Genomic DNA, 22,790 nt, shown 5'->3' with positions numbered 1-22,790 from the left:
GTTTGAGCCCCCATCAACCGTTGTCGCCACGCCCTTTGCGGCGGGCTTTCAGGAATCCGCTCCGTGCCCTTGACCCACACCGACCCCTGCGCTGAAGACATCGACGTGAGCGCCTTCGATCGCGCTCTGGAGCCCTACTTGGCCGATGCCGCCGCCGACCCGTTCACCGGGCCTGCGCGTCAAGAACTCGTCACGCTGTTCCAAACCGCGCTCACCGAAGGGCGCGAGGAGCTGCATCAACAGCATCTGGACGGAGCCAAAGGGCGCCATATCATCAAGAGCCACACCCTGTTGATGGACGCCGTGCTGCAGCGTCTGCACCGACTGCTCAACCACGCCGATGGCGCCGACCCGGACAAACCCGGCTTTGCGCTGATGGCCACCGGCGGCTACGGCCGCGCCGAGTTGGCCCCCTTCTCCGATGTCGACCTGCTGTTTCTGCTGGGGGAAACCGAGAGCGAATCCCTCAATAAACGGATTGAACGCGCCCTCTACTTCCTGTGGGACCTGGGGCTCGACCTGGGCCATGCGGTGCGCTCACTGGATGAATGCATGGAGCAGGCCAGCCGCGAGGTGGAGATCCGCACCTCCCTGCTTGAATCGCGGTTTCTGGCCGGGGATCAGTCTCTTTTCAAGACCTTCCTCGACCACTTCGCCGGCGCCGTGCTGGAGAACCCCGAGGTGTTCCTGGAGGATAAGATCACCGAACAGCGTCAACGTCATGAACGCTTCGGCAATTCGCTGTTCTATCTGGAGCCCAATATCAAGGAGAACCCCGGCGGCCTGCGCGACATCCACACCTTCTTCTGGATCGCCAAGTACCGCTACCGGGTGGAGTTGGTCAAGGAGCTGCTGCCGCGTGGATTGATCACCGAGGAGGAGTATCGCGCCTTCAACCGCTGCCGCGAGTTCTTCTGGCGCGTGCGCAACGCCCTGCACTACCGCGCCGGTCGCCGCGACGACCGCCTCACCTTCAACCATCAGGTGGAGATCGCCAAAGAGTTCGGCTACAAGGATCGCCCCGGCATGGCTGCGGTGGAGCAGTTCATGCGCCGCTACTATCAGGCCGCCAAGCAGGTGAGCAACCTCTCCCAGGTGTTCCTGCAGATCTACCAGGAGGAGCACGTCACCAACACCCTGGATGGCGATCCGGTGGAGGATTGCTTCGTCCTCAAGGGCGGCAAAATGACCATCACCCACCCCACCGCGTTCCTGGAGAAACCGGCGCGCCTGATGGGGCTGTTCGAGATCTCCCAACGCATGGAGAAGAGCGTCCACCCCGACGCCATGCGCCTGGTGACGCAGAACCTGGGGTTGGTGGACCAGAATTTCCGCCGCGACGCGGAGGTCGCCGCACTGTTTTTGCAACTGCTCAACGGCCACCACGCGGTGGCCTGGGTGCTGCGCAAAATGAACATCTGCGGTCTGTTGGGGCGCTACCTGCCGGAGTTCGGCCGCATCATCGGCCAGACTCAGCACGACCTGTTCCACGTCTACACCGTGGATGAACACACCATCCTGGCGGTGGAGGAGCTGCGCAACATCAAAGCGGGCAAGCTGGAGAATGAACTGCCCATCAGCACGGTGCTGATGACCGATCTGCGCCGCCCGGTGATCCTCTACCTGGGGGTGCTGTTCCACGATGTGGCCAAAGGGCGCGGCGGCCAGCATGAGATCAAGGGCGCCGCCATCGCCCGCGAGGTGTGCCCGCGCCTGGGACTGGATGCGCGCGACACCGAACAGGTGGCGTGGCTGGTGGAGAAGCATCTGATCTTTTCGCGCACCGCCTTCCAGCGCGACCTCAACGATCCGCAAACGGTGCTCAGCTTCGCCCGCGAGATGGGCAACATCCGCAATCTGGATCTGCTGCTGCTGCTCACCGTGGCCGATATCCGCGCGGTGGGGCCCAATGTGTGGAACGGCTGGAAGGCCAATCTGCTGCGCCGCCTCTACAACGTCGCCGCCAAGGTGATCAACCGCGGCCTGTTCACCCCCGAGGATATCGCCACCCTGGCCGAGGAGCAGCGCCAGACCGCCCTGGTCCTCTTCTCCAAACACGATGTCAGCGAAGAAGACGCGCGAGCCTACATGGCGCGCTTCTACAACGACTATTTCCTCGGCTTCGACGCCGAGGACATCCTGGAGCACTATCTGGCCCTGCGCGAGACTGCTGGCGAACCGCTCACGGTGAGCTTCCGCGACAATCCGGAAACCGGCGCCACCGATGTGCTGATCCACACCCAGGACCACCCGGGTCTGATTGAGCGCATCTCCGGCGGGCTGGCGGCGGCCTCGGCCAGCATTCTGTCGGTCAACGCCAACACCACCAAGGATGGCATGGCGCTGGACATCTTCATCATCCAGGACGCCATGGACCGCCCCATCAAGAACGAGGAGAAGCGCCAGAACATCAAGCGCACCCTCGAACGCATTCTCTTTGGCCATACCCTGCCTGAAGAGGAGATCGGCATTCCCAAGCACAAAGAGCCCAAAGCCGACAGCTTCGTGGTGCCCACCCACATTGAGTGGGACAACGACTACTCCGACCTCTACACGGTGCTGGAGATCGGCACGAAAAACCGTTTCGGCCTGCTCTACACCATCACCCATGAGTTGATGCTGCAGGGCGCGCAGATCAGCAGCGCCAAGTGCGCCACCTACGGCGAACGGGTGATCGACGTGTTCTATATCAAGGACATGTTCGGCTTGAAATTGGGGCATGAGAAACTGCGCCGTCTGCGCGCGGGCATTCTGGAGAGCATCGAGCGCCTGGAGCAGCAGGCCCATGATGAGGGCGGCGGCGCGCTGGGCGGGAGCCTGCCCCACGCGCCCCACGCGAAAACGCCGCAAGAGAACTGGAGCGATTGAGGGGGTAGCGAAAATCGCCCATTCCGGGCTATAATCCCCGGCTCAACGCAATTTGACCCACGCCCTGCGCGCAATCATCGCACGCCGGGACGTGTCAACTCGCCTCCCGCAGAGGCGCGCAATAAGGAAGTCCGCCGTGGCCGATTCCAAACCCTGGAGCCCCGACTCCTGGAAACAGCGCACCGCCCACCAGCAACCCGACTGGCCCGATCGCGGCGCGTTGGATCAAACCTTCCGCAATCTCAGCAGCTATCCGCCGCTGGTGTTTGCCGGCGAAGTGCGCGCGCTCTCCGACCATTTGGCCAAAGTGGCCCAGGGCAAGGCGTTCCTGCTGCAGGGCGGCGACTGCGCCGAATCCTTCAGCGACTTCCGCGCCGACGCCATCCGCGACAAACTCAAAGTGCTGCTGCAGATGGCGGTGATCCTCACCTATGGCGGCGGTCGTCCGGTGGTCAAAGTGGGCCGCATCGCCGGTCAGTTCGCCAAACCGCGCTCCAGCCCCACCGAGACGCAGAACGGCGAGACCCTGCCCAGCTTCCGCGGCGAAGCGGTCAACGACCCCTACTTCACCGAAGAGGCGCGCAAGCCCGATCCGGGCCGTTTGGAGCGGGTCTACTTCCAGTCCGCCAGCACCCTGAACTTGCTCCGCGCCTTCACCAGCGGCGGTTACGCCGACCTGCACCGGGTGCAGAGCTGGAACCAGGATTTCGTCGCCAACAGCCCCCAGGGCAAGCGCTACGCCGACATCGCCGACCGTTTGAGCCAAGCGCTGCGCTTCATGGAGACCATCGGCATCGACTCGGCCAACACCCCGGTGCTGCATGAAGTGGAGTACTTCACCAGCCACGAGGCGCTGATTCTGGAGTACGAACAGGCGCTGACCCGGCGCGACTCGCTGACCGGCGATTTCTACTGCTGCTCGGCGCACATGCTGTGGATCGGCGAGCGCACCCGCCAATTGGACGGCGCCCATGTGGAGTTCCTGCGCGGGGTGAAGAATCCCATCGGCTGCAAGGTTGGTCCCAAAGCCACCGTGGACGACGTGTTGGGTCTGTGCGATGCGCTCAACCCCGACAACGTTCCGGGCCGCCTGACCCTGATCACCCGCTTCGGCCACAATGCGGTGGCCGATCAGCTGCCCAAGTTTGTCGAAGCGCTCAAGCGCGAAGGGCGCTCGGTGATCTGGAGCTGCGACCCCATGCACGGCAACACTTTCAGCGCCAAGAGCGGTCACAAAACCCGCGATGTGGCGCACATTCTCGACGAGATCCGCAACTTCTTCGCCGTGCACAAGGCCCAGGGCACCTGCCCCGGCGGCGTGCATTTCGAACTCACCGGCGATGCGGTGACCGAGTGCGTGGGCGGCTCCCAGGGGCTCACCGAGGAGCATCTGCAGGAGCGCTACGACACCACCTGCGATCCGCGTTTGAACGCCAAGCAATCCCTGGATCTGGCCTTCCTCATCGCCGAGGCGATCCAGGAGCTGCAACAGAAGCCCTGAAGCGCATTCCCGGGGAGCGGCGTGCCGCTCCCCGGCTCCCCCCTGCTGTTCTTCGACTGACCAATGCTCGCTGACGATACGCTTGCGGAATGGGGCCATGCCCCGCTCCGCAGCCTCCCCTTGCCGCAATCCCAGCAGGAGTCCGCGCCATGTCTGTTTCGAAGATTCCCTACTCGTCCAAAGCCTTTGCGCTCACCGAACTGCTCAACGACGCCGAGCGCCGCGCCATCATCCGGCGCGGCGCTGCCGAGGGCTATCACAAAGCCCTGATGCAAACCGAGGATGGCGCAGTCTATGCGGAGGAGACCCGCAACAACGACCGCGTGATTTTCGTGGATGCGGATCTGGCGCAGACGCTGTATGCGCGCATTGAGCCCTTTCTTCCGTCGCTGATCGCCATCTACCGCCCGCTCTGTCTCAACGACCATTTTCGTCTGCTGCGCTATGCGCCGGGTCACTATTTCACGTGGCATGGCGATGGCCAGTTTCGCTATAGCGCCGCGCAGAGAAGTCTGCTCACCCTGCTGATCTATCTGAATGACGATTTTACTGGCGGTGAAACCGAGTTTGAACAGTTCTGAGTGCGCCCCCAGGCCGGTGCGGGGGTGATCTTCCAGCATGAGTTGCTACACCAGGGCAAGCGCGTGCTGGAGGGAGTCAAATACGCCCTGCGCACCGACATCATCTACGCCGCCAACCTGCACTTGAGTGGACAGAACGGTAAAATCCGATAAGATATCACGCACAAACATCTGAAGTGTTCGACGGGCGGCGCGCGCCGCCTGTCGGAACCCGCTCAACTCCGCCAATTGATTTGACTGAGAAGTCTTAACAGAGCAACGCCATGACCCCGGAAGTTATCCACGCCGAGAGCCAATCGTTCGCCCTGCGCAATCTGTTCAGCGCCGAGGAGTGTCGCCACATCATCGCGCGCGGCGACGCCGCAGGGTATGACAAGGCGCTGATCCAGACCGGCCGTGGCGAGGTCTACTCCGACGAGGTGCGCAACAACGATCGCGTCATCTTTGAGGATACCGAATTGGCGCAGACGCTGTATGCCCGCGTGCGGCCCTTCCTGCCGCCACAGATCTATATCTATCGACCCGTGGGTCTGAACGACCACTTCCGCCTGTTGCGCTATACCGGCGCGCAATATTTCAAGTGGCATCAGGACGGCCATTTCCGCAAGAGTCCGTCCGAGGTCAGCATGCTCACCCTGCTCATCTACCTCAATGACGACTTCGCAGGGGGCGAGACAGAGTTTGAAGACTTCCGTGTGGTCGCGGAAGCGGGCATGGGGGTGGTGTTCCGCCATGAGCTGCGCCACCAGGGGCGCACTCTGCGCCAAGGGACCAAGTACGCCCTGCGCACCGACGTGATGTACGCCTCGGATCTAAGCTTGATGAATCAAGAGATGTGAGTGTGGGCGCGGGGCGTCCGCTTAGACGGTGATGATCGCGGTTAATGACTCTTCATAGGCGCGCACAGAGGCCGCCACATCGCCCAGCGGCGAAGCCAGAAAATGCTGACGCAACGCCGCGCCACGCAGCCCGTCGGGGGCATTCAGCGCCGTCAGCAACGCCGCCCCCGTGCGCCCAGCGGGCGTCGCGCCGCTGCGCGTGATCACCGGAACGCCCATATAGAGCGCCTCACAAGTGGAGGTCCCGCCGTTCATGGGCAGGGTGTCCAGCAACGCATCCAAGCGCTGATGCGCCGCCAGGTGCGCCATCTGGTCGGTGGCGGGCAGAATGCGCACCCGCTCCGGCTCCACCCCCACGCTCTGCAACCCACTCAGCACCCGCTCGCCATTGGCCTCAGGGTTCAGATTCGGCCCTTTGATCAGCAGTCGTGCAGAAGGCTCGCGGCGCAACACCTCGCCCCACCACGCCAGAGTGGCGTCGCTGATCTTCTCGCCCCGGGTGAAGGCGCCATAGGTCAGATGACCATTGATTCCCCGTGGCGCCACCACAGAAGGCGGAGGCGTCCGCTCTGGCGGCGTATAGACAAACGGCGCAGGCAGCGTCACCACCCGTTCCGGCAGCGCCTGGATCTCTTCTCGGGTAAAAATACCGGGACCGCTGAAAATCAGATCATAGCAGTCCAGCCCCATGCCCACGCCATAGCCCCAACCGCTGGCTTGCCACGGCGCCGGACGCTGCGCAAACACCCCCAATCGATTGCCCGCCGAGTAACCCGACAGATCCACCAGCAGATCGATACGATCCTCTCGCACCCACTGCGCCACCGTGGCGTCGTCGCCCCCCAGGATCTCCCGCCATCCGCTGGCGGCGGCGCGAAAGCGCGCAGTCAGATCATCGCTCTGAGTCTGATTGGCGTAACCGACCCACTGCACCCGCTGCGGATCGTGATTCCACAGGATGGGGCCGAATAGCCACGCGGCGGAGTGGCGCCGAAAGTCCGCCGACACATAGCCGATGCGCAGCGGCCCAGCGGAATCGGAGACGCGCTTGGCGGGTGAGGTCCAGACGGGCTTCAGCGGCTCGACAAAACGCGCATTGAAGGCGCGCCGCTCCGCCAACAGCTCCGCAAAGGGGATTCCAGGGGATTGATCCAACGTAAAAATGAGGTTGGCGTGCAGTTCCAGATTATCCGGCTGCGCGGCCAGCGCCTCACGCAGCGCCGCCAACGCGCCCTCAAACCGCCCCTGGACGCGCAGCGCGCCAGCCAGATTGCCCAGCAGCGCCGGACGCCCGCCGCTGAGTTTCACCGCCATGCGCAGCGCCTGTTCGGCCACCTCCAGATTGCCGATGGCCTGCAGCGCCACACCCAGATTGTTCCACGTGTCCGGGTCGTCGGAGTTGCGCGCCAACGCCTGCTGATAGCCGCTGATGGCGCCGCCCCAATCGCCCAGCGTTTGACGGCACAGCGCCGCGCCATACCAGGAGGGCGCATGGGTGGGATCCGCTGCGCATGCTTGCTCAAACAGCATCAATGCGGCGTCGAATCGCCCCTGCGCATAGGCGGCGCGCCCCGCCGTCATCAGCGCGGAGAAGGAGTCACTCATCGTTGTGCGCCGCCTGTTTCAGCCGCCGCCACTCCAGTAATAGGCTGGTGGCGTGCCAGTCGGAGGCGCAACCGGGACGCCGCATGCGACACAGGCCGCCATCAGCGTTGACCTGTGATTCGATATAGGCGTCGTAGCGCCGCCACATGGGCAGCGGCGTGCGCATCCAGTTCAGGAACACCAACAGCTCTGTCAGCGCATCCAGGGCGCCGCGCTGCATCAGGAGAGGCGCCAGGTGCGCCAGATGCGCCTGCGCCCGCTGCCGCACCGCCTGAGGGGCGGCGCACAAATGCAGCGCCAATGTGGCGTGGGAGTCCAGATAGAACCCCTCCAGCGGATCCGCCGACGAGAAGCCGCCATGGAAATGCATCTTCTGGATCAACGCCTGCAGGAACCCTGGGTGCGCGCGCCCGGGTTTGCGTGGGTCAAATCCGCACTGGGCGTTGAGTTGATTGGCCAGCGTGAAGGGATCATCGGCTGGAGCGTGGGACACAACAGGGGGCGCGGCGGAGTCAGGGGGCGTTGTCATCACCCCGGCGTCAGCCAGAAAACCGCGCATCAGATCATAGTCGGCGCGGGCATCATCGCTGAGCAGCGCAAGATCGATGGCGCTCAGGAACACCGCCGCATCGGCCAAAGCCGCGTCCACCGCCGCGTCATCCCCGACGTGATACCCCCGTGTGAGGGGAAACAGCAGCGAAGCGGCGCGATTCCAATGGGGCGCGTCAGGATTGAGCGACTCGGCCAGCGCGGCGACCACCCAGTGGCGGGTGGCGTCGGTCTCGGCGGCGCTGGCGCATCGAGCCGCCAGCGTCAGCAGCGCCACAATCAGCGCCACGACCCCGAGAGATCGGGAGCTGTGGCGCACAACAGGCATTAGCCGATCACACGGTGGGACAGACAGGGGATCTGCTGGCGGCGCTTGAGCACGGCGGCGGGATCGATCTGAGTGAGGACGAATCCGGCGCCGTCGGGACAGCGCGCGGTCACCGTGCCCCACGGCTCCACCGTCAGCGAGTGACCATAGGTGCGGCGCCCGCCGGGATGTTTGCCCCACTGCCCCGGCGCGAGCACATAGCCGAAGTTCTCCACCGCGCGGGCGCGCAGCAGCAGCTCCCAGTGCGCCTGACCGGTCTCCTGGGTAAACGCCGAGGGCACGGTGAAGATGGTCGCGCCCATTTGGGCCAGACGGCGATACAGCTCCGGGAAGCGCAGGTCATAGCAGATGGTCAGCCCCACCACGCCAAACGGGGTGGCGACCACAACCGGGTCGACCCCGGCGCGAATGATGTCCGACTCGCGGTAGGCGCCGCTGCGCCCCAGATTGACATCAAACAGATGGATCTTGTCGTAGCGCGCCGCCACCTGCCCGGCGTCATCCACCACATAACAGGTGTTGCCCACACGGTCGGCTTCGCCCACGTCCACGGCGATGGAGCCGCCCACGATCCACACCCGATGCTTCTGTGCAAAACCGCGCAGCATCGCCAACGAAGGACCATTCTCCGGGTCTTCGCGGTGCGCCAGCTTGTCGGCTTCACTGGCGCCGAAGAAGGAGAAGTTCTCCGGCAACACCAGCAGCTCGGCGCCCGCGCGAACCGCCTCTGTCATCAGGCTCTCGGCCTTGTCCAGATTGGCCTGACGATCATCCTGGGCGTTCATCTGGATCACTGCCGCGGTGGTCGTCCGCGCCTGCTCCTGCTGCATCACGTCTCTCCCTTAGTCGGCCAACAGGCCGTCCAACTCGCCATCGAGCTCCAGTTCATACAGATCGTCACACCCGCCCACGTGCTTGTCGCCAATGAAGATCTGCGGCACGGTGCGCTTGCCGCCGCTCTTGCTCAGCATTTCGTCGCGGCGGCCCGGTTCCTTATCAAGGTTGACCTCTTCATAGGAGGCGCCCTTCTTCTGCAGCAGCATTTTGGCGCGCACGCAGTAGGGGCAGACGGTGGTGGTGTAGACAGTCACTTGCGGCATTCTCGCTCTCCTGGATTAACTTTCCCACAACATCATCACATTCACTTGCAGCACGACGCGCTATTTCTGCGTGCGCGCCATACACGCCACCGCCACCTGCGCCGCGCCGGCGCGTTTGAGAACCCGCGCGGCTTCAAAGGTGGTGGCGCCGGTGGTCATCACATCATCAATCAACAACACGCGACGCCCCATAAAGCGGTCATCACGCACCGCAAACGCACCGCGCACATTGCGCAATCGCGCCCGTCGCGACAGACCGGTCTGGGGCGGCGTGGCGCGCGCCCGGCGCAAGCCCCGGGTGTCCAATGGAACGCCCAGCCGTTTGGCCAGCACCCGCGCCAGCAGCGCCGACTGGTTATAGCCGCGCTTGAACAGCAGCCGACGCCAGTGCAACGGCATGGGCGTGATGCAGTCCGGCGCAAACGCCCGCACAGGGGCCTCCAACCGCGTTGCGGCCCAAGCCCCCAATAGATGCGCCCAGCGCGTGCGATCATGATACTTCAAACCGGTGGCCAGGGTGCGGATCGGCTCTTCATAAGGGAACGCGCGCCAGGTTGCATCCTGAATATCGACCTGATCGTGACACGCCCCGCACACATCCAGCGGCGCGCCGGTCTGGGCGCCGCAGCGCGCGCAACCGGGCGGCGGCATGGGCGGCAATTGCGCCAAACAGACAGCGCAGGCGCCGTCAGTTAACGGCGCGGCGTCCTCGCCGCAGAGCGCGCAACGCTCGGGCAGCGCCCAATTGAGCAACGTTCGGGCCAATGGCTTGCCAATCCCGCTCATGCATCGCACAATGCCTGTAGCCCGGCGTGCGCGCAAGGCTCTATTTTCCCCGCTAAACAGGCTATTGTCCATGTCCGAGCCCAACGCTCCCATGATCCCCATCGCGCCGCCGCCGTTCGATCGCGCCGCCCCCCGTCGCGCCTGGAGCCGCGCGGCGCGCGACTTCCCCTTCGACGACGGCCCACTGTATCAAACCGGCCTGCTGCTGGGCGACAAACTCGACGGCATCAAAATCGCGCCGCGCCGCATTCTCAACCTGGGCGACCGCACCAGCGCCACCGCCGCCGCCATCGCCCAACGCTGGCCCAAAGCGCAGGTGATCACCCTCAGCCTGTCGCAGACCGCCGCCCGGGCGCTGCGCCCGCGCCGCAAGCTGCTGCGCGCCGCGCCGCCGTTTGTGGCCGCCGACCTGCTGGCGCTACCCTTTGCCAGCAATAGTTTTGACCTGATTTTGGCCAATTTGTCCCTGCACTGGAGCGGCGATCTGCCTGCGGCGCTGGAGCAGTGCCGCCGCGTGCTGACTGGCGATGGCCTACTGCTCTTCTCCGTGCCCGGACGCGAGGCGTTTCACGAACTGGCCGCCTGCGCTCGCCAGATGGATCAAACCCATGGACATCCCCATCGCCCGCGCATTCCGCAATACCCGGACGTGCGCGAGTTGGGCGACGCCCTGGCCGCCGCAGGCTTCACCCTGCCGGTGGCCGACCGCGAGTTCGCCTGCGTGGAGGTCCCCACCCTGGCGGACCTGCTGGGCATGCTGCGCGACGGCGGCGCGGTCAGCCCCTATCGGGCCGCACAAAAGGGGCTGCTCGGGCGCGGCCATCTGCGCGCGCTGGAGGAGCTCTATCGCCAACGCTTTTGCGCCGCCGATGGCTCTTTGCTGGTGACGCTGGACTTCCTGTTCGGCCATGGGTGGAAAAATCCCGACCCTGGCGCGTAACCGTATTGCGCATCAACGCGCCTAAGATTTGCAGGGAAGATCCTGAAATTGTTAACCGCCGCACGGAAAGCGTGCGTTTTACCGTTTTTTTGTGGTATTTTTCCGAGCCCGCTGGGCGTTGAACCCAATGCACATTCAGATGTCACTGTATTTACGCAGGGACGATCGATAAAACAACCGGCGAGCAAACGCCTCACTCCGATCGCCGCATCAGAAGATTGATGAGACGGGAGCGTTAATGGAGCAGACCAAAACCCTCTCCACGCAAGAGTTTCTCAAGTCCCTGACGATCCTCTATGTAGAGGACAATGAAGAGATACGTCTGCAGTTGTCGCTGTTTTTGAAGCGTCGCGTGGGGGAATTGATTACCGCCGCCAACGGTCAGGAGGGGCTGACTCTGTTCGCCTCCCGCCAACCGGACATGGTGATCACCGACATCCTGATGCCGGTGATGGATGGCTTGGCCATGGCCCGCGCCATTCGCGAACAGAACGACGACGTTCCCATCATCGTCACCACCGCGTATAACGATGACGAGTACTTCATGCGGTCCATTGAGCTGAGCATCGACCGCTATGTGCTCAAGCCCACCGACCCCCACCAGTTGATCACTGCGTTAGAGAAGTGCGCGCGCCTGCTGTGGCGCCAACGCGAGCAGGCCGAGGCCAACCGCTACCTGCGCTTTGTGCTGGATATCCAGCCCAATCTGTTGATGGTGGTTAACGATCAACGCATTGAATATCTCAACCGCGCATTTCTCGACTATCTGGGCATTGAATCGGTCAAACAGTTTCACGACCGACTGGAAGATCTCCAGCTCAAGGTCTCGCTGGACGGCGCCGACTACGAACCCATCAATCAGAACAACTGGATCAGCCGACTGCTCAAAGAGCAGGAGAAGCCGCCCATCGTCTACCTGAAGCGCAACTGCCCCCACGGGGCTGGTGACCATGAAGGCGAAGTGCGCCCGTTTGCGGTGACGGTCAACGCCGCGCCGGAGTCGGGCAAGTACATCCTCACCCTGTCGGACATCACCTTCATCGAAAACCAGATGCGCAATCTGGAGGAGATCGCCTACACCGACGCGCTGACCGGAGCCTGCAACCGCGCGCGCCTGGAGGGGGTGATGCATGCGGAGATGCATCGCGCCATGCGCCACCGCAGCCCGCTCTCCATCGTCATGTTCGATATCGACCACTTCAAGAAGGTCAACGACACCTACGGCCACAACGCGGGCGACGATGTGCTGAAAAAGTTGATCGAACTGGTGAAGAACAATCTGCGCGCCTCCGATACCGTGGCGCGGTGGGGCGGCGAGGAGTTTGTGCTGATCACCCCGGAGAGCGGCAGTGAAGACGCGCGCCTGCTGGCCGAGAAGCTGCGCAAGCTGATCGAGCAGACAGAGATGCCGCAAGCCGGCGGCATCACCTGCAGTTTTGGGGTGGCGCAGTATCGCGCTCACGACTCCATCCGCATGCTGGTGGAGCGCGCCGACCAAGCCCTCTACGAAGCCAAGTCTAAAGGCCGCAACCAGGTCTGCGTGGATAGCTGACGCGCGCTACTGCGCCAACAGCGCCTCCAGCAGCGGCTCGTCCGCAGGCGGCCAGTCGAGTGCGCGTAGCTGATCCCGCTCGAACCACGCCACCGCATGCACGTCCAGCGCCTGCGGCTCTCCCGACGCGATGCGACAGGAAAACAGCGGCATCAGCAGGTGAAACGTTGCGTAGTCGTGCGACACGAAGCGCCAGGGTTTGAGATCGGCGATCTCGATTCCCACCTCTTCGCGCATCTCCCGCATCAACGCCGCCTCCGGGGTCTCCCCCGCCTCCACCTTGCCGCCAGGAAACTCCCAACACAGCGGCAGATGCGCACGGGGTTTGCGCTGGGTCAACAGCACCCGCCCGGCGGCGTCTTCAATCAGCGCCGCGCTCACCAGCAGCAGCGGCTTGCCCGCGCCGCCTGCGCTCACGCAAACACCTTCTTCCACCAAGTGCGTCCGGCGGCCTTCATAGCCTCCGCCTTGGCGGGCGTGGCGGGTTCGGCTTTGGGCTTCCACTCCGGCCAGGCGTGGGGCTCCACATTGACGAACACCCACCACGGCGCGATTTTGCTCTTGCCGCCGCCGCAGGAGCTGCCCGCCCGGCGCGGATGATACACCTTGATGATCTTCACATCGTCGATGCGCTGGGAGTAGACCATGGTGGACCACACCCCCTTCTCCTCGCGCAGAATCTCATCGGCCAGCGACAGCAGCAGACGCTGCGCCTGCTCGCCATCCATCTTTTCGACGATCTCCTCCTCGCCCAGCGGTTCGCATACCCACCAGGCGCTGAACGCCGCCATGCGCTCGCCCAGACTGTGAACGTCCTCAATGCGGATCATACCATCGAAACGGCCTTTGAGCCGTTCGGCGAATTCGTTGCCGTGCATCGCTGCTCCACCTACGTCAAACTGTTGTGATTTATCGCACAATGACCGATAATCGGCGCATTCTGAAGCGAATAGCGCGCGCCCTTCGCCGGTGGCGAAAATCCGCGTGCAAAGCGTTTACTATACCGCGCCGGGCATCCCAAAACGAGCCCGAAGCGCACCATCTGCGTGAGGAACCGCCATGGCCGTAGGCGCGCCGCCCGATCTGTCCCAACTGCCCGCCGTCGCCGGATTCGAAACCGCCGCGACCCACTGCGGCATCAAAAAGAATGGCGCGTTGGACCTGCTGCTGGCGCGCATGGCCGCCGATACCGCGGTGGCGGGCGTGTTCACCAACAACCGCGTGGTCGCCGCGCCGGTGACCCTGTGCCGCGACCATCTGGCCAATGAGCGCGCGGGCGCGCTGCTGGTCAACTCCGGCAACGCCAACGCCTGCACCGGCCCGCAAGGGATGCTCAACGCCCTCTCCAACGCCCGCGCCGTGGCCGACCTGCTGGAGATCCCCGATGGCGCGGTGTTCCTCTCCTCCACCGGCGTCATCGCCGAGCCCCTGCCCGCACAGAAGATCAATGACGCCCTACCGGGCCTGCGCGACGCTCTAGCCCCGGGCAAGTGGGAGGCCGCCGCCCGCGCCATCGCCACCACCGACACCTTCCCCAAGGGCGGCGCGCGCCATGTGGAGATCGACGGCGCGCCGGTGACTCTGGTGGGCATCGCCAAGGGCTCGGGCATGATCCACCCGGACATGGCCACCATGCTGGGCTACATCTTCACCGACGCCTTCATCGCCCCGCGCGCCTTGCAAACTCTGCTGGAGCGCGCCAATGGCGTCAGCTTCAACTGCATCAGCGTGGATGGCGACACCTCCACCAACGACACCTGCATGCTGTTCGCCTCGGGACAGGCCGAACACGCCCTGATCGAAGATCCCGACGACCCCCGCGCCGCCGCCTTCGCCCATGCGTTGGAGAGTCTGGCCAAGGAGTTGGCGCAGTGGATTGTGCGCGATGGCGAAGGGGCGAGCAAGTTCCTCACCCTGCGCGTCACCGGCGCGCCCGATGACGCTGGGGCCAAGCAGGTGGCCATGAGCGTGGCGCGCAGCTCTCTGGTGAAGACCGCCTGCGCTGGCTCCGACCCCAACTGGGGGCGCATCATCGCCGCCGTGGGGTATGCGGGCGTCCCCTTCGACCCCGATGCGACGACCATCCATCTGGGCGAGGCGCTCATCGTCGAGCGCGGCGGCCGCGCCGCCAGCTACACCGAAGAGATGGGACAAGCGGTGATGAAGCGCGATGAGATCGAGATCAGCATCGATCTGGGTTCAGGCGATGGGCGGGCGGAGGTGTGGAGCTGCGATTTGACCCACGAATACGTCTCCATCAACGCCGACTATCGCACCTAAGCCGAGCGGAGGAGCGCATATGCCGCTGATTGACTTCAACGACGTGCCCCGCATGGGGCTGGAATTTATGGACGCCGACCACGCCGAGTCGGTGGCGTTGGCCAACGCCATGATCGGCGCGTCGGAGGATCAATTCCCGGCGCTGTTCGACAAGTGGCTCACCCACATGCGCGAACACTTCGCCCGCGAAGAGGCGCTGATGGACAAAATCGCCTTTCCCCCGGCGCCGGTGCATCGGGGCGAGCACCTGCGCACCCTGGCCGGGTATGACGCCCTGCGCGAGCAGATGCGCCGCGGCCAACTGGCCCCGGCGCGGGACTACATTGAGAATGAATTCCCCCAGTGGCTGCTCAACCACGCCCACACCATGGACGCCGCCACCGCCGCCTATGCGCGCATGAAGGGTTTTGAGTCCGATTGACCCCGCCGAGGCTTCGACGCAAATCCGAAAACCATGAAAACCAGTCCTGGAGAGAACGTCCAATGTTTGCGTGATGCAGGTGGCGCTTGCGCTGACTATTGGCCGCCGACTGGTCGGCGGCGGGGTCTGGGGGCCGCGCCCCCAGCGGGTGTAATGGAATGGTCCGCTCCGCTACCCAAACGGCCTCGCAATGGGCCAAGATGGTGGTGTGTTTTTCCATCTAAACGGAGTCGGAGCGGACCATGAGCAATCATATCGAAAACGGACAGGTACGGGTACTGGGGATTGATCTGGGCAAGAGCGTGTTTCAGTTGCATGGCGTCGATGCGCGCGGCAAAAGCGTTCTCAAGAAGCGACTGAAACGAGACGAGCTCCTGGAGTACATGGCGCAACTGCCGCCGTGCCTGGTGGGGATGGAAGCCAGTAGCGGCGCCCACCATTGGGCGCGGAAATTTCAGGGATATGGGCATGATGTGCGTTTGATGGCGCCGCAATATGTGAAGCCCTACGTGAAGCGGCACAAGAACGACAGCGTGGATGCAGAGGCGATATGTGAAGCGGTACAGCGTCCGAATATGCGTTTTGTGGGGATCAAAAGCGTTGCCCAGCAAGAAATTCTAGCGTTGCATCGGGTGCGCAGTCTGGCGGTGAAGAACCGCACGGCGTTGGTGAACCAGATTCGCGGACTGCTTGCCGAGTATGGGATTGTCTTTCCCAAGAGCATCAAACAGGCGCGGCGGGCGATTGTGCTGATTTTGAGTGATGAGAGCTCGGAAATGAGCGCCAATTTTCGCGTAATTCTGGAGGATGAGCGCGATGAGCTGGCGCATTTGGATGAGCGCATCGGCAAATATGAGCGTGAGATTGAGGCGCTGGCCAAGGCGGAGCCGCAGTGTCGATTGCTGATGACGATCCCGGGAGTGGGTCCGATCACGGCGACGGCGCTGTTGGCGTCGGTGGGGGATGTGCGGGCGTTTAAGAATGGCCGGGAGCTGTCGGCATGGATAGGGTTGGTTCCGAATCAGCACTCCACAGGGGGCAAGGCGTGGCTGACGGGGATCAGCAAGCGGGGAAACGGTTATCTTCGCACCCTGTTGATTCATGGGGCGCGGGCGGCGTTGCGCGTGTGTGAAAACAAGCCGGATCGCCGCAGCCAGTGGGCAGTGTCGGTGTCGGAACGTCGCGGCGCAAATAGAGCAGTGGTGGCGCTGGCCAACCGCATGGCGCGCAGCGCGTGGGCGATGCTGGTGAAGCAGGAGGCCTATGGGGCCAGCGCCGCTGTGTAGAGAGAGCGCAATACAACTCTAAAAGAAAAACAGGCCGATAAGGAAAGAGAAAGAGATCCCACCAGCCAGGTTGCGAGAGAGAGTCGAGATTGATGGCGTGAAACGGCATAGCCCTGCGTGGTCAAGAACCTGTTTCGCCCAAGGGCCCATAGAGGCCGAGGGTGTGTTGAGGAGGGCCACGCGCAAATTCCATCAGGGCCAGAGGGCGACAAGCCCCTCATCAACAGGCCGGATACATGGGCGCGACTAAGCCTCACACATCAGTGGACATTTTCTCTTGCCGTGGCGGAGCGGACCATACATGGGCGGAGCCCACGGTTTGGTCTTCGGGAGCTCGAGGGCGGAGCCCTCGATATCTTCCATCTTCAAAATCGCCAATGTCCAATTTTGAATTCGACTGACACTATTCACACCAGACTCATCGCCTTCTGCTGCAGCTTGCGCACCACTTCGGCCTGACGCTGATAGACGTACTGGGAGATAAACACCTCGGCGTTGGTGTCGGGGGTGAGCGCTACACCGAGGAAATGCCCGCCGTTGTCCTGCGGCTTGACCGCCACCACCATGCCATTGAGGCTGAGTTTCTGCCCCTGTTCCAGACTGAGCGACACATCCACGCTCTGCCCGTTCTCCAACGGCGTGCTCTTCTTATCCACCATCACCCCCAGACCGTTGACCGACACGTCCAGCAGATCGGTCACCAGACGCCCGCTGGTAGTGGTCAGGGTCACCGGCGTGGGCTTGGGCGGCCGCACGCGAATATGGGTGCGTTCATCCATGCCCAACACGGCGAACTGGAAGTCGGTGAAGATCGCCTCATGCTTTTCGCGATTGAGGGTCACCAGCTCCGCGCGCACCGGCTCGGGCAGATCGGGGTGTTTGATGTAGGTAAAGCGATCGTCGGCCACGATGACCGACTGGAAGCGATGGATCTTCAGGCGCGCCTTGTTGGCGTCCGGGGTGACGTCGAGGATGGTGGCCTCGTAGCTGATGGGCACGTCCTGATACATATTGAACAGCAGCAACTCGGCCTTGGCCGACTGCATATCCACCAGACGCTCGATGATGCTGCGTTCGTCGCGAACCGCTTGCGCCTCCTCTTCGGCGCTGATGCCGCTCGCCTCCGCATCGCCCTGATGCTTGAAGGTATCCACCAGCGCTTCGGACTCATCAGCGCTGGCCCCGGCGTGGGTCAGCGCGGTCTCCAGAAACAGTTGGAACGCATGGCGGCGACGCTGCACATTGCGCTGCTGAAACGCCTCCAGATCCTTCTGCATCTCTTTGAGGACCAGCGAGATTAGCGTGGAGTCGCGCATAAACTTCTGATACGCCTGCTCCAGATTGGGCGTCAGATCGGGCAATCGCTTGAGCTCCATACCCGGATAGAAGTGGCGGTAATAGAGATACCCCACCGCCGGAGCCATCTCCTTGTTGACCGACGACTCGCCACGCAACATCTTGAGCTGATGGAAAAAATGGCGCACAAAGATCTTCACGTACTGCTTGAAGAAGGGTTTGAGCGCTTGCAGGGATTGCTCGGATTGATCCATGGCGTTCATACTGTTAAAGGGCGAAGAAGGGAGCGATTGTTACGCATCGTTTCACAACCGTCCATTTTTGACAATACCCGTTTACATGGAAAGGTTTGATTCCCATGCCCGCGCCCCTGCCCGCCCTCGCAGGCCCCGTAGCGTGGTCCGCCATCGATTGCGTGTTGCTGGACATGGACGGCACGCTGCTGGACCGCCACTTTGACGACCACTTCTTTCTCGACACCACCCCGCGCCAATACGCCAAACAGAACGGTCTCGACTTTGAAACCGCCAAGGCCGAGGTGCTGGCCATCTATGAAGAGGTGGCCGGATCGCTGCTGTGGTACGACCTGGACCACTGGAGCAAACGGCTGCAGATGGACATCCCGCTGCTGAAGCTGGAGATCGCCCACCTGATCCAGACCCGTCCCTATGTGATGCCGTTTCTGCAATGTCTGAAAGAGCGAGGACTGCCGACCCATCTGGTGACCAACGCCCACGCCCACTCGCTGAATCTAAAATTGGCGCGCACCCCCATCGGCCAGTTCATGGACTCGGTGCACAGCAGCCACGACTACGGCCTGGCCAAAGAGCAGCCAGCGTTCTGGACCCAACTGCGCGGACGCATCGATTTCAATCCGCAAACCACCCTGCTGATTGAAGACTCCGAGCCGGTGCTGCGCTCCGCCGAAGCGTTCGGTATCGGCCACCTGCTGCACATCGCCCAACCCAATCTGCAGTGGGAGCCCCAATACAGCCAGCGCTTCCCGTCGGTTCAGGGGTTCGAACAGCTGCTGCAGCCCGCCTCGCCCCCGCCTTCGGAAGCCGCCTGAGGCGGATGGGCATTGCCCTGACCATCGCACTCCAGCAGCTCGATGCCCGCATAACGGGCGATATCCTGCGAGCGCGGATCGGGATAAGCGCCGGCGTAGATCACCCGCGTAATGCCCACATTGGCCAGCGCCCCCATGCACGCCCCGCACGGCTGGGTGGTGACGTAGCAGGTCGCCCCCTCCAGCTTCACCCCGTGGCGCGCGGCGTTGGCGATGCCGTTGGCCTCGGCGTGGGCGCAGGCGCACAGCTCCAACTGCTGACCGCTGGGCACCCCCAGATCGCGCCGCTTGCAACTGGCCGGGTGTGGATAGCCGCACGGCACCCCATTAAAACCGGTGGCCAGCAGACGTTTATCGCGCACGAACACCGCGCCCACCTTGCGCCCGGAAGCGCAGGTGCTCATCTGCGCGGCCAGCGCCGCAGCCTCCATCCAGTGCTGATCCCATCCCGGCCGACTCATTCCGCTCTCCCCGCGCGCGCGCCGCGCTTTATCCGTCCCAAGAAAAATTCATCCGTTTGTACGCTAATATTCATTCATTTGAACACTATACATTCGGCGGCCAATTTGATTACGCTAACTCTATTGTTACCAAACCCATCCGCCTGAACAAGGATACCAACAATGAAACTCTTTACTGCAAAAATCGCCATGGGCGCGGCAGTGGCCTCGCTCGCGCTGGGCTTGGCCGCCCCCGCCTCCGCCGAACGCGGCGGTTTCATTACCATCGGCACTGGCGGCGTTACCGGGGTCTATTATCCCTCCGGCGGGGCCATCTGCCGCATGGTCAACCAGAACCGCAAATCCCACGGCCTGCGTTGCAGCGTGGAGTCCACCGGCGGCTCGGTCTACAACAGCAACGCCCTGGCCTCCGGCGAGCTGGACATCGGCGTGGTGCAATCCGACGTCGGCTACAAGGCGTGGAACGGTCAGGAGCCGTTCCAGGGCAAAGTGACCAAACTGCGCAGCCTGTTCTCCCTGCACCCGGAGTCGGTCACCCTGACCGCGCGTAAGGATGCGGGCATCAACGGCTTGAAGGATATCGTCGGCAAGCGCATCAACATCGGCAACCCCGGCTCCGGCCAGGCCCGCACCGCCGGTGAATTGCTGGAGGTGTGCGGCATCAGCGAAGACAAGCTGGCCCTAGCCGGCCGCTTGAAAGCCTCAGAGATGCCCGACGCCCTGCGCGACAATAAGCTGGACGCCTACTTCTACGTGGTGGGTCACCCCACCGCCAACATCAAGGATGTGGCCACCAGCGTGGATATCAACATCGTCCCGCTCACCGGCGGCTGTGTTGACAAACTGGTGAGCAAATACCCCTACTTCGTGAAGGCCAAAGTGCCGGCGGGCATCTATCGCGGCGTCGACTCTGACGTGCCCACCTACGGCGTGAAGGCCACCATCGTCACTACCTCGGATCTGTCCGACAAGGCCGCCTATGAAGTGGTCAAGGGCGTGTTCGAGAACCTGGACTCCTTCAAAGCGCTGCACCCGGCCTTCCGCATCCTCGAGCCCAAGGAGATGCTGCAAGGTCTGAGCGCGCCGATCCATCCGGGCGCCGAGAAGTACTATAAGGAAAAAGGGCTGCTGTAAGCCCACCGGCTATGCGCGGCGTCGAATAACGGCGCCGCGCGCGCCACCCCAAACCTTTTCATTTCTCTTTTTTTAAAGACATCCCATGAGCAAACACGCTGAACCCGGCATCGACTTTGAGAGCCAAGGCGCCGTTGAGGCGCAACACATGGCCGAGGACATCGAGGGCGGCGCGCGCCACCCGGCGGGTCTGGGCGGCTACATCATTATCGCCCTGGCGCTCTCCTGGTCGCTGTTCCAATTGTGGGTGGCGACCACGCCCATCAACGACACCCTGGTGCGCAGCATTCACTTGAGCTTCGCTCTGGCGCTGGGATTCCTCGCCTACCCGGCGTATAAAACCGCGCCGCGCCATCACTTCCCCTGGTACGACATCCTCTTGTGTCTGCTGGGCGCGGGCGGCGCATTCTACATCTTCGCCAACTACGACGCCATCGCCGAACGCCCCGGCCTGCCCCTCACTCAGGATATTGTGCTGGGGGTGATCACCCTGGTGCTTCTGTTGGAAGCGGCGCGGCGCACCCTGGGCCCGGCGCTGACCATCATCGGCTCGCTGTTTTTGGCCTACTGCTACTTCGGCCCCTACATGCCGGACCTGCTGGCCCATCGCGGCGCCTCGATCACCAAGATCGTCAACCACATGTACCTGACCACCGAGGGCATCTTCGGCGTGCCGCTGCGGGTCTCGGCCAGCTTTGTGTTTCTGTTCGTGCTATTCGGCGCGCTGCTGGAGCGCGCCGGGGCGGGACACTACTTCATCCAACTGGCCTACGCCGCCCTGGGACGCTTTCGCGGCGGCCCGGCCAAGGCGGCGGTGGCGGCCTCGGGCCTCACCGGCATGGTCAGCGGCTCCTCCATCGCCAATACCGTCACCACCGGCACCTTCACCATTCCGTTGATGAAAAAGGTCGGCTTCCCGGCGGAGAAAGCGGGCGCCGTAGAGGTGGCCGCCTCCACCAACGGACAGTTGATGCCGCCCATCATGGGCGCGGCGGCCTTCATCATCGCCGAATTCCTCGGCATCTCCTATCTGGAGGTGGTCACCGCCGCCTTCATTCCGGCGGTGGCCTCCTACATGGCGCTGTTCTACGTGGTGCATCTGGAGGCGTGCAAACTGGGGCTGGAGGGGATTCCCAAGAGCGAACTGCCGCCCATCTGGCGCACCTTTATCTCCGGCGTGCACTATCTGATCCCGGTGGCGATGCTCATCTACACCCTGGTGGTGCTGCGCCAGTCGCCCAGTCTGGCCGCTTTCAACGCCATTCTGCTGGTGATGGCCATCATCGTCATTCAGCGCCCGGTGATGGCGCTGGCGCACAAGGAGTCCGTCACCGGCGCCCTGCGCGACAGCTTCGCCGACCTCTATCACGGTCTGGTCAACGGCGCCCGCTATATGGTGCCCATCGGCGTGGCCACCGCCGCCGCCGGTCTGGTGGTGGGCACCATCACCCTCACCGGCCTGGGGCAACGCATCCTGGAGGTGATCGAGGTGATCTCCATGGGGCAGATCATACTGGTGCTGATTTTCACCGCCATCACCAGTCTGATTCTGGGCATGGGCCTTCCCACCACCGCCAACTACATCGTCATGGCCTCGCTCACCGCGCCCATCATCGTCGAGCTGGGCACGGCCAACGGCCTGGTGGTGCCCGCCATCGCCGCACACCTGTTCGTGTTCTACTTCGGCATTCTCGCCGACGATACGCCACCGGTGGGACTGGCCGCCTATGCGGCTTCCGCCATTGCCCGCTCCAACCCCATCAAGACCGGCCTGCAGGGCTTCACCTACGACATGCGCACGGCGATTCTGCCGTTCATGTTCATCTTCAACACCGACATCATCCTCATCTCCGGCATTCGCGAGGGGGCGTTCTTCCCCTCGGCGGCGGACTGGCTGTGGATCACCAACCCCTTCGCCATCGCTGGACTGTTCCTTCTGGCCTGCACCGCCATGTTCGCCTTCGCTTCGGCAGTGATGGGGTGGCACTTCGGACGCGCCCCCTGGTGGGAGCGGATTCTGTTGTTGCTGGTGGTGGTGGGTCTGTTCCGCCCGCAACTGCTGTCTGAGCAGTTCGGCATGGAGAAGAGCTACTGGTTCACCGCGCCGGCGTTTGCGCTCTATATCATTCTGGCGCTGTACAAGCGCGGCTGGCGTAAACCAACCGGGACGCAGAGTGTGACAACTTAGAAGGCG

The 22,790-nt window shown here is 63.3% G+C and carries 22 protein-coding genes; 13 read left to right on the top strand and 9 right to left on the bottom strand.

Features of this window, described 5'->3' with window-relative positions; all coding sequences use genetic code 11:
* Nucleotides 1-63: 63 nt before the first annotated feature.
* The 5 genes from glnD to MAIT1_RS16645 all read left to right on the top strand — a co-directional run bounded on the left by glnD (nucleotide 64) and on the right by MAIT1_RS16645 (nucleotide 5,789).
* On the top strand, nucleotides 64-2,868 hold the full coding sequence (gene glnD / locus MAIT1_RS16660; protein WP_158089568.1) for a [protein-PII] uridylyltransferase: 2,805 nt from the start codon (nucleotides 64-66) through the stop codon (nucleotides 2,866-2,868).
* A gap of 136 nt (nucleotides 2,869-3,004) precedes the next feature.
* Nucleotides 3,005-4,369 carry a class II 3-deoxy-7-phosphoheptulonate synthase gene (locus tag MAIT1_RS16655; protein ID WP_085444675.1) on the top strand — a complete coding sequence of 455 codons (1,365 nt, stop codon included), beginning with the start codon at nucleotides 3,005-3,007 and terminating at the stop codon, nucleotides 4,367-4,369.
* Nucleotides 4,370-4,518: 149 nt separating this feature from the next.
* A complete protein-coding gene (locus MAIT1_RS16650) occupies nucleotides 4,519-4,950 on the top strand; it encodes a 2OG-Fe(II) oxygenase family protein (protein WP_085444674.1) in 432 nt (143 codons plus the stop codon).
* The gene (locus MAIT1_RS21900) at nucleotides 4,951-5,103 is read left to right on the top strand and encodes a hypothetical protein (RefSeq protein WP_158089567.1); all 153 of its coding nucleotides are present in this window, start codon (nucleotides 4,951-4,953) and stop codon (nucleotides 5,101-5,103) included.
* A gap of 110 nt (nucleotides 5,104-5,213) precedes the next feature.
* On the top strand, nucleotides 5,214-5,789 hold the full coding sequence (locus tag MAIT1_RS16645; RefSeq protein ID WP_085444673.1) for a 2OG-Fe(II) oxygenase: 576 nt from the start codon (nucleotides 5,214-5,216) through the stop codon (nucleotides 5,787-5,789).
* A gap of 21 nt (nucleotides 5,790-5,810) precedes the next feature.
* On the opposite strand, the gene MAIT1_RS16640 is transcribed toward MAIT1_RS16645, so the two are convergent.
* From MAIT1_RS16640 to MAIT1_RS16620, 5 genes are read right to left on the bottom strand one after another with little or no spacing between them, the layout of a single operon-like run.
* Nucleotides 5,811-7,394, bottom strand: coding sequence for an O-linked N-acetylglucosamine transferase, SPINDLY family protein (locus MAIT1_RS16640; RefSeq protein ID WP_085444672.1), 1,584 nt, complete (start codon nucleotides 7,392-7,394; stop codon nucleotides 5,811-5,813).
* The gene (locus tag MAIT1_RS16635; protein WP_143814891.1) at nucleotides 7,387-8,232 is read right to left on the bottom strand and encodes a hypothetical protein; all 846 of its coding nucleotides are present in this window, start codon (nucleotides 8,230-8,232) and stop codon (nucleotides 7,387-7,389) included. The genes MAIT1_RS16640 and MAIT1_RS16635 overlap by 8 nt, the downstream gene beginning before the upstream one ends.
* A gap of 38 nt (nucleotides 8,233-8,270) precedes the next feature.
* A complete protein-coding gene (locus MAIT1_RS16630; protein WP_085444670.1) occupies nucleotides 8,271-9,101 on the bottom strand; it encodes a carbon-nitrogen hydrolase family protein in 831 nt (276 codons plus the stop codon).
* Nucleotides 9,102-9,113: 12 nt separating this feature from the next.
* Nucleotides 9,114-9,371, bottom strand: a complete 258-nt coding sequence (gene grxC, locus MAIT1_RS16625) for a glutaredoxin 3 (RefSeq protein WP_085444669.1) — start codon at nucleotides 9,369-9,371, stop codon at nucleotides 9,114-9,116.
* A gap of 60 nt (nucleotides 9,372-9,431) precedes the next feature.
* Nucleotides 9,432-10,157: a ComF family protein gene (locus MAIT1_RS16620; protein ID WP_158089566.1), complete on the bottom strand. Its 726-nt coding sequence runs from the start codon at nucleotides 10,155-10,157 to the stop codon at nucleotides 9,432-9,434.
* Between the two features lie 70 nt (nucleotides 10,158-10,227).
* Here MAIT1_RS16620 and MAIT1_RS16615 point away from each other — a divergent pair, with 70 nt between their 5' ends.
* Nucleotides 10,228-11,097, top strand: coding sequence for a methyltransferase domain-containing protein (locus MAIT1_RS16615; RefSeq protein ID WP_158089565.1), 870 nt, complete (start codon nucleotides 10,228-10,230; stop codon nucleotides 11,095-11,097).
* A gap of 238 nt (nucleotides 11,098-11,335) precedes the next feature.
* Nucleotides 11,336-12,649 (top strand): GGDEF domain-containing response regulator, encoded by a 1,314-nt coding sequence (locus MAIT1_RS16610; protein WP_085444667.1) that lies wholly within the window; start codon nucleotides 11,336-11,338, stop codon nucleotides 12,647-12,649.
* 6 nt (nucleotides 12,650-12,655) lie between these two features.
* On the opposite strand, the gene MAIT1_RS16605 is transcribed toward MAIT1_RS16610, so the two are convergent.
* Nucleotides 12,656-13,066, bottom strand: a complete 411-nt coding sequence (locus MAIT1_RS16605; RefSeq protein WP_085444666.1) for a (deoxy)nucleoside triphosphate pyrophosphohydrolase — start codon at nucleotides 13,064-13,066, stop codon at nucleotides 12,656-12,658.
* Complete coding sequence (locus tag MAIT1_RS16600) at nucleotides 13,063-13,527, bottom strand: hypothetical protein (protein WP_085444665.1); 465 nt, start codon at nucleotides 13,525-13,527, stop codon at nucleotides 13,063-13,065. The genes MAIT1_RS16605 and MAIT1_RS16600 overlap by 4 nt, the downstream gene beginning before the upstream one ends.
* Before the next feature lie 181 nt (nucleotides 13,528-13,708).
* Between MAIT1_RS16600 and argJ the strand changes: the two genes are divergently transcribed.
* The 3 genes from argJ (at nucleotide 13,709) to MAIT1_RS16585 (ending at nucleotide 16,636) form a co-directional block, all read left to right on the top strand.
* Nucleotides 13,709-14,929 (top strand): bifunctional glutamate N-acetyltransferase/amino-acid acetyltransferase ArgJ, encoded by a 1,221-nt coding sequence (gene argJ, locus MAIT1_RS16595; RefSeq protein WP_085444664.1) that lies wholly within the window; start codon nucleotides 13,709-13,711, stop codon nucleotides 14,927-14,929.
* Nucleotides 14,930-14,948: 19 nt separating this feature from the next.
* Nucleotides 14,949-15,350 (top strand): hemerythrin domain-containing protein, encoded by a 402-nt coding sequence (locus tag MAIT1_RS16590; protein WP_085444663.1) that lies wholly within the window; start codon nucleotides 14,949-14,951, stop codon nucleotides 15,348-15,350.
* A gap of 242 nt (nucleotides 15,351-15,592) precedes the next feature.
* Complete coding sequence (locus tag MAIT1_RS16585; protein WP_085440579.1) at nucleotides 15,593-16,636, top strand: IS110 family RNA-guided transposase; 1,044 nt, start codon at nucleotides 15,593-15,595, stop codon at nucleotides 16,634-16,636.
* A 407-nt stretch (nucleotides 16,637-17,043) separates the two neighbouring features.
* On the opposite strand, the gene MAIT1_RS16580 is transcribed toward MAIT1_RS16585, so the two are convergent.
* Nucleotides 17,044-18,186, bottom strand: a complete 1,143-nt coding sequence (locus MAIT1_RS16580; RefSeq protein WP_158089564.1) for a PilZ domain-containing protein — start codon at nucleotides 18,184-18,186, stop codon at nucleotides 17,044-17,046.
* 104 nt (nucleotides 18,187-18,290) lie between these two features.
* Here MAIT1_RS16580 and MAIT1_RS16575 point away from each other — a divergent pair, with 104 nt between their 5' ends.
* Nucleotides 18,291-19,001 (top strand): HAD-IA family hydrolase, encoded by a 711-nt coding sequence (locus tag MAIT1_RS16575; protein WP_085444661.1) that lies wholly within the window; start codon nucleotides 18,291-18,293, stop codon nucleotides 18,999-19,001.
* On the opposite strand, the gene MAIT1_RS16570 is transcribed toward MAIT1_RS16575, so the two are convergent.
* Nucleotides 18,944-19,462 (bottom strand): deoxycytidylate deaminase, encoded by a 519-nt coding sequence (locus tag MAIT1_RS16570; RefSeq protein WP_085444660.1) that lies wholly within the window; start codon nucleotides 19,460-19,462, stop codon nucleotides 18,944-18,946. The two genes, MAIT1_RS16575 and MAIT1_RS16570, sit on opposite strands and share 58 nt — an antisense overlap.
* Nucleotides 19,463-19,624: 162 nt before the next feature.
* Between MAIT1_RS16570 and MAIT1_RS16565 the strand changes: the two genes are divergently transcribed.
* Both MAIT1_RS16565 and MAIT1_RS16560 read left to right on the top strand, forming a co-directional pair.
* The gene (locus MAIT1_RS16565; RefSeq protein ID WP_085444659.1) at nucleotides 19,625-20,596 is read left to right on the top strand and encodes a TAXI family TRAP transporter solute-binding subunit; all 972 of its coding nucleotides are present in this window, start codon (nucleotides 19,625-19,627) and stop codon (nucleotides 20,594-20,596) included.
* A gap of 85 nt (nucleotides 20,597-20,681) precedes the next feature.
* Nucleotides 20,682-22,784 (top strand): TRAP transporter permease, encoded by a 2,103-nt coding sequence (locus MAIT1_RS16560; protein ID WP_085444658.1) that lies wholly within the window; start codon nucleotides 20,682-20,684, stop codon nucleotides 22,782-22,784.
* Nucleotides 22,785-22,790 lie beyond the last annotated feature (6 nt).

This window comes from Magnetofaba australis IT-1 (genome assembly GCF_002109495.1).
GTDB classification, from domain to species: domain Bacteria; phylum Pseudomonadota; class Magnetococcia; order Magnetococcales; family Magnetococcaceae; genus Magnetofaba; species Magnetofaba australis.
This window is presented reverse-complemented; position numbering and strand designations above follow the sequence as displayed.

What these genes read in the sequence shown, in the direction of transcription:
- MAIT1_RS16610 (WP_085444667.1), top strand. Translation starts at nt 11,336, where the DNA reads ATGGAGCAGACCAAAACCCTCTCCACGCAAGAGTTTCTCAAGTCCCTG.
- MAIT1_RS16580 (WP_158089564.1), bottom strand. Translation starts at nt 18,186, where the DNA reads ATGGATCAATCCGAGCAATCCCTGCAAGCGCTCAAACCCTTCTTCAAG.
- MAIT1_RS16575 (WP_085444661.1), top strand. Translation starts at nt 18,291, where the DNA reads ATGCCCGCGCCCCTGCCCGCCCTCGCAGGCCCCGTAGCGTGGTCCGCC.
- MAIT1_RS16570 (WP_085444660.1), bottom strand. Translation starts at nt 19,462, where the DNA reads ATGAGTCGGCCGGGATGGGATCAGCACTGGATGGAGGCTGCGGCGCTG.
- MAIT1_RS16630 (WP_085444670.1), bottom strand. Translation starts at nt 9,101, where the DNA reads ATGCAGCAGGAGCAGGCGCGGACGACCACCGCGGCAGTGATCCAGATG.
- MAIT1_RS16600 (WP_085444665.1), bottom strand. Translation starts at nt 13,527, where the DNA reads ATGCACGGCAACGAATTCGCCGAACGGCTCAAAGGCCGTTTCGATGGT.
- MAIT1_RS16650 (WP_085444674.1), top strand. Translation starts at nt 4,519, where the DNA reads ATGTCTGTTTCGAAGATTCCCTACTCGTCCAAAGCCTTTGCGCTCACC.
- MAIT1_RS16590 (WP_085444663.1), top strand. Translation starts at nt 14,949, where the DNA reads ATGCCGCTGATTGACTTCAACGACGTGCCCCGCATGGGGCTGGAATTT.
- grxC (WP_085444669.1), bottom strand. Translation starts at nt 9,371, where the DNA reads ATGCCGCAAGTGACTGTCTACACCACCACCGTCTGCCCCTACTGCGTG.
- MAIT1_RS16620 (WP_158089566.1), bottom strand. Translation starts at nt 10,157, where the DNA reads ATGAGCGGGATTGGCAAGCCATTGGCCCGAACGTTGCTCAATTGGGCG.
- MAIT1_RS16560 (WP_085444658.1), top strand. Translation starts at nt 20,682, where the DNA reads ATGAGCAAACACGCTGAACCCGGCATCGACTTTGAGAGCCAAGGCGCC.
- MAIT1_RS16615 (WP_158089565.1), top strand. Translation starts at nt 10,228, where the DNA reads ATGTCCGAGCCCAACGCTCCCATGATCCCCATCGCGCCGCCGCCGTTC.
- MAIT1_RS16640 (WP_085444672.1), bottom strand. Translation starts at nt 7,394, where the DNA reads ATGAGTGACTCCTTCTCCGCGCTGATGACGGCGGGGCGCGCCGCCTAT.
- MAIT1_RS16645 (WP_085444673.1), top strand. Translation starts at nt 5,214, where the DNA reads ATGACCCCGGAAGTTATCCACGCCGAGAGCCAATCGTTCGCCCTGCGC.
- MAIT1_RS16585 (WP_085440579.1), top strand. Translation starts at nt 15,593, where the DNA reads ATGAGCAATCATATCGAAAACGGACAGGTACGGGTACTGGGGATTGAT.
- argJ (WP_085444664.1), top strand. Translation starts at nt 13,709, where the DNA reads ATGGCCGTAGGCGCGCCGCCCGATCTGTCCCAACTGCCCGCCGTCGCC.
- MAIT1_RS16565 (WP_085444659.1), top strand. Translation starts at nt 19,625, where the DNA reads ATGAAACTCTTTACTGCAAAAATCGCCATGGGCGCGGCAGTGGCCTCG.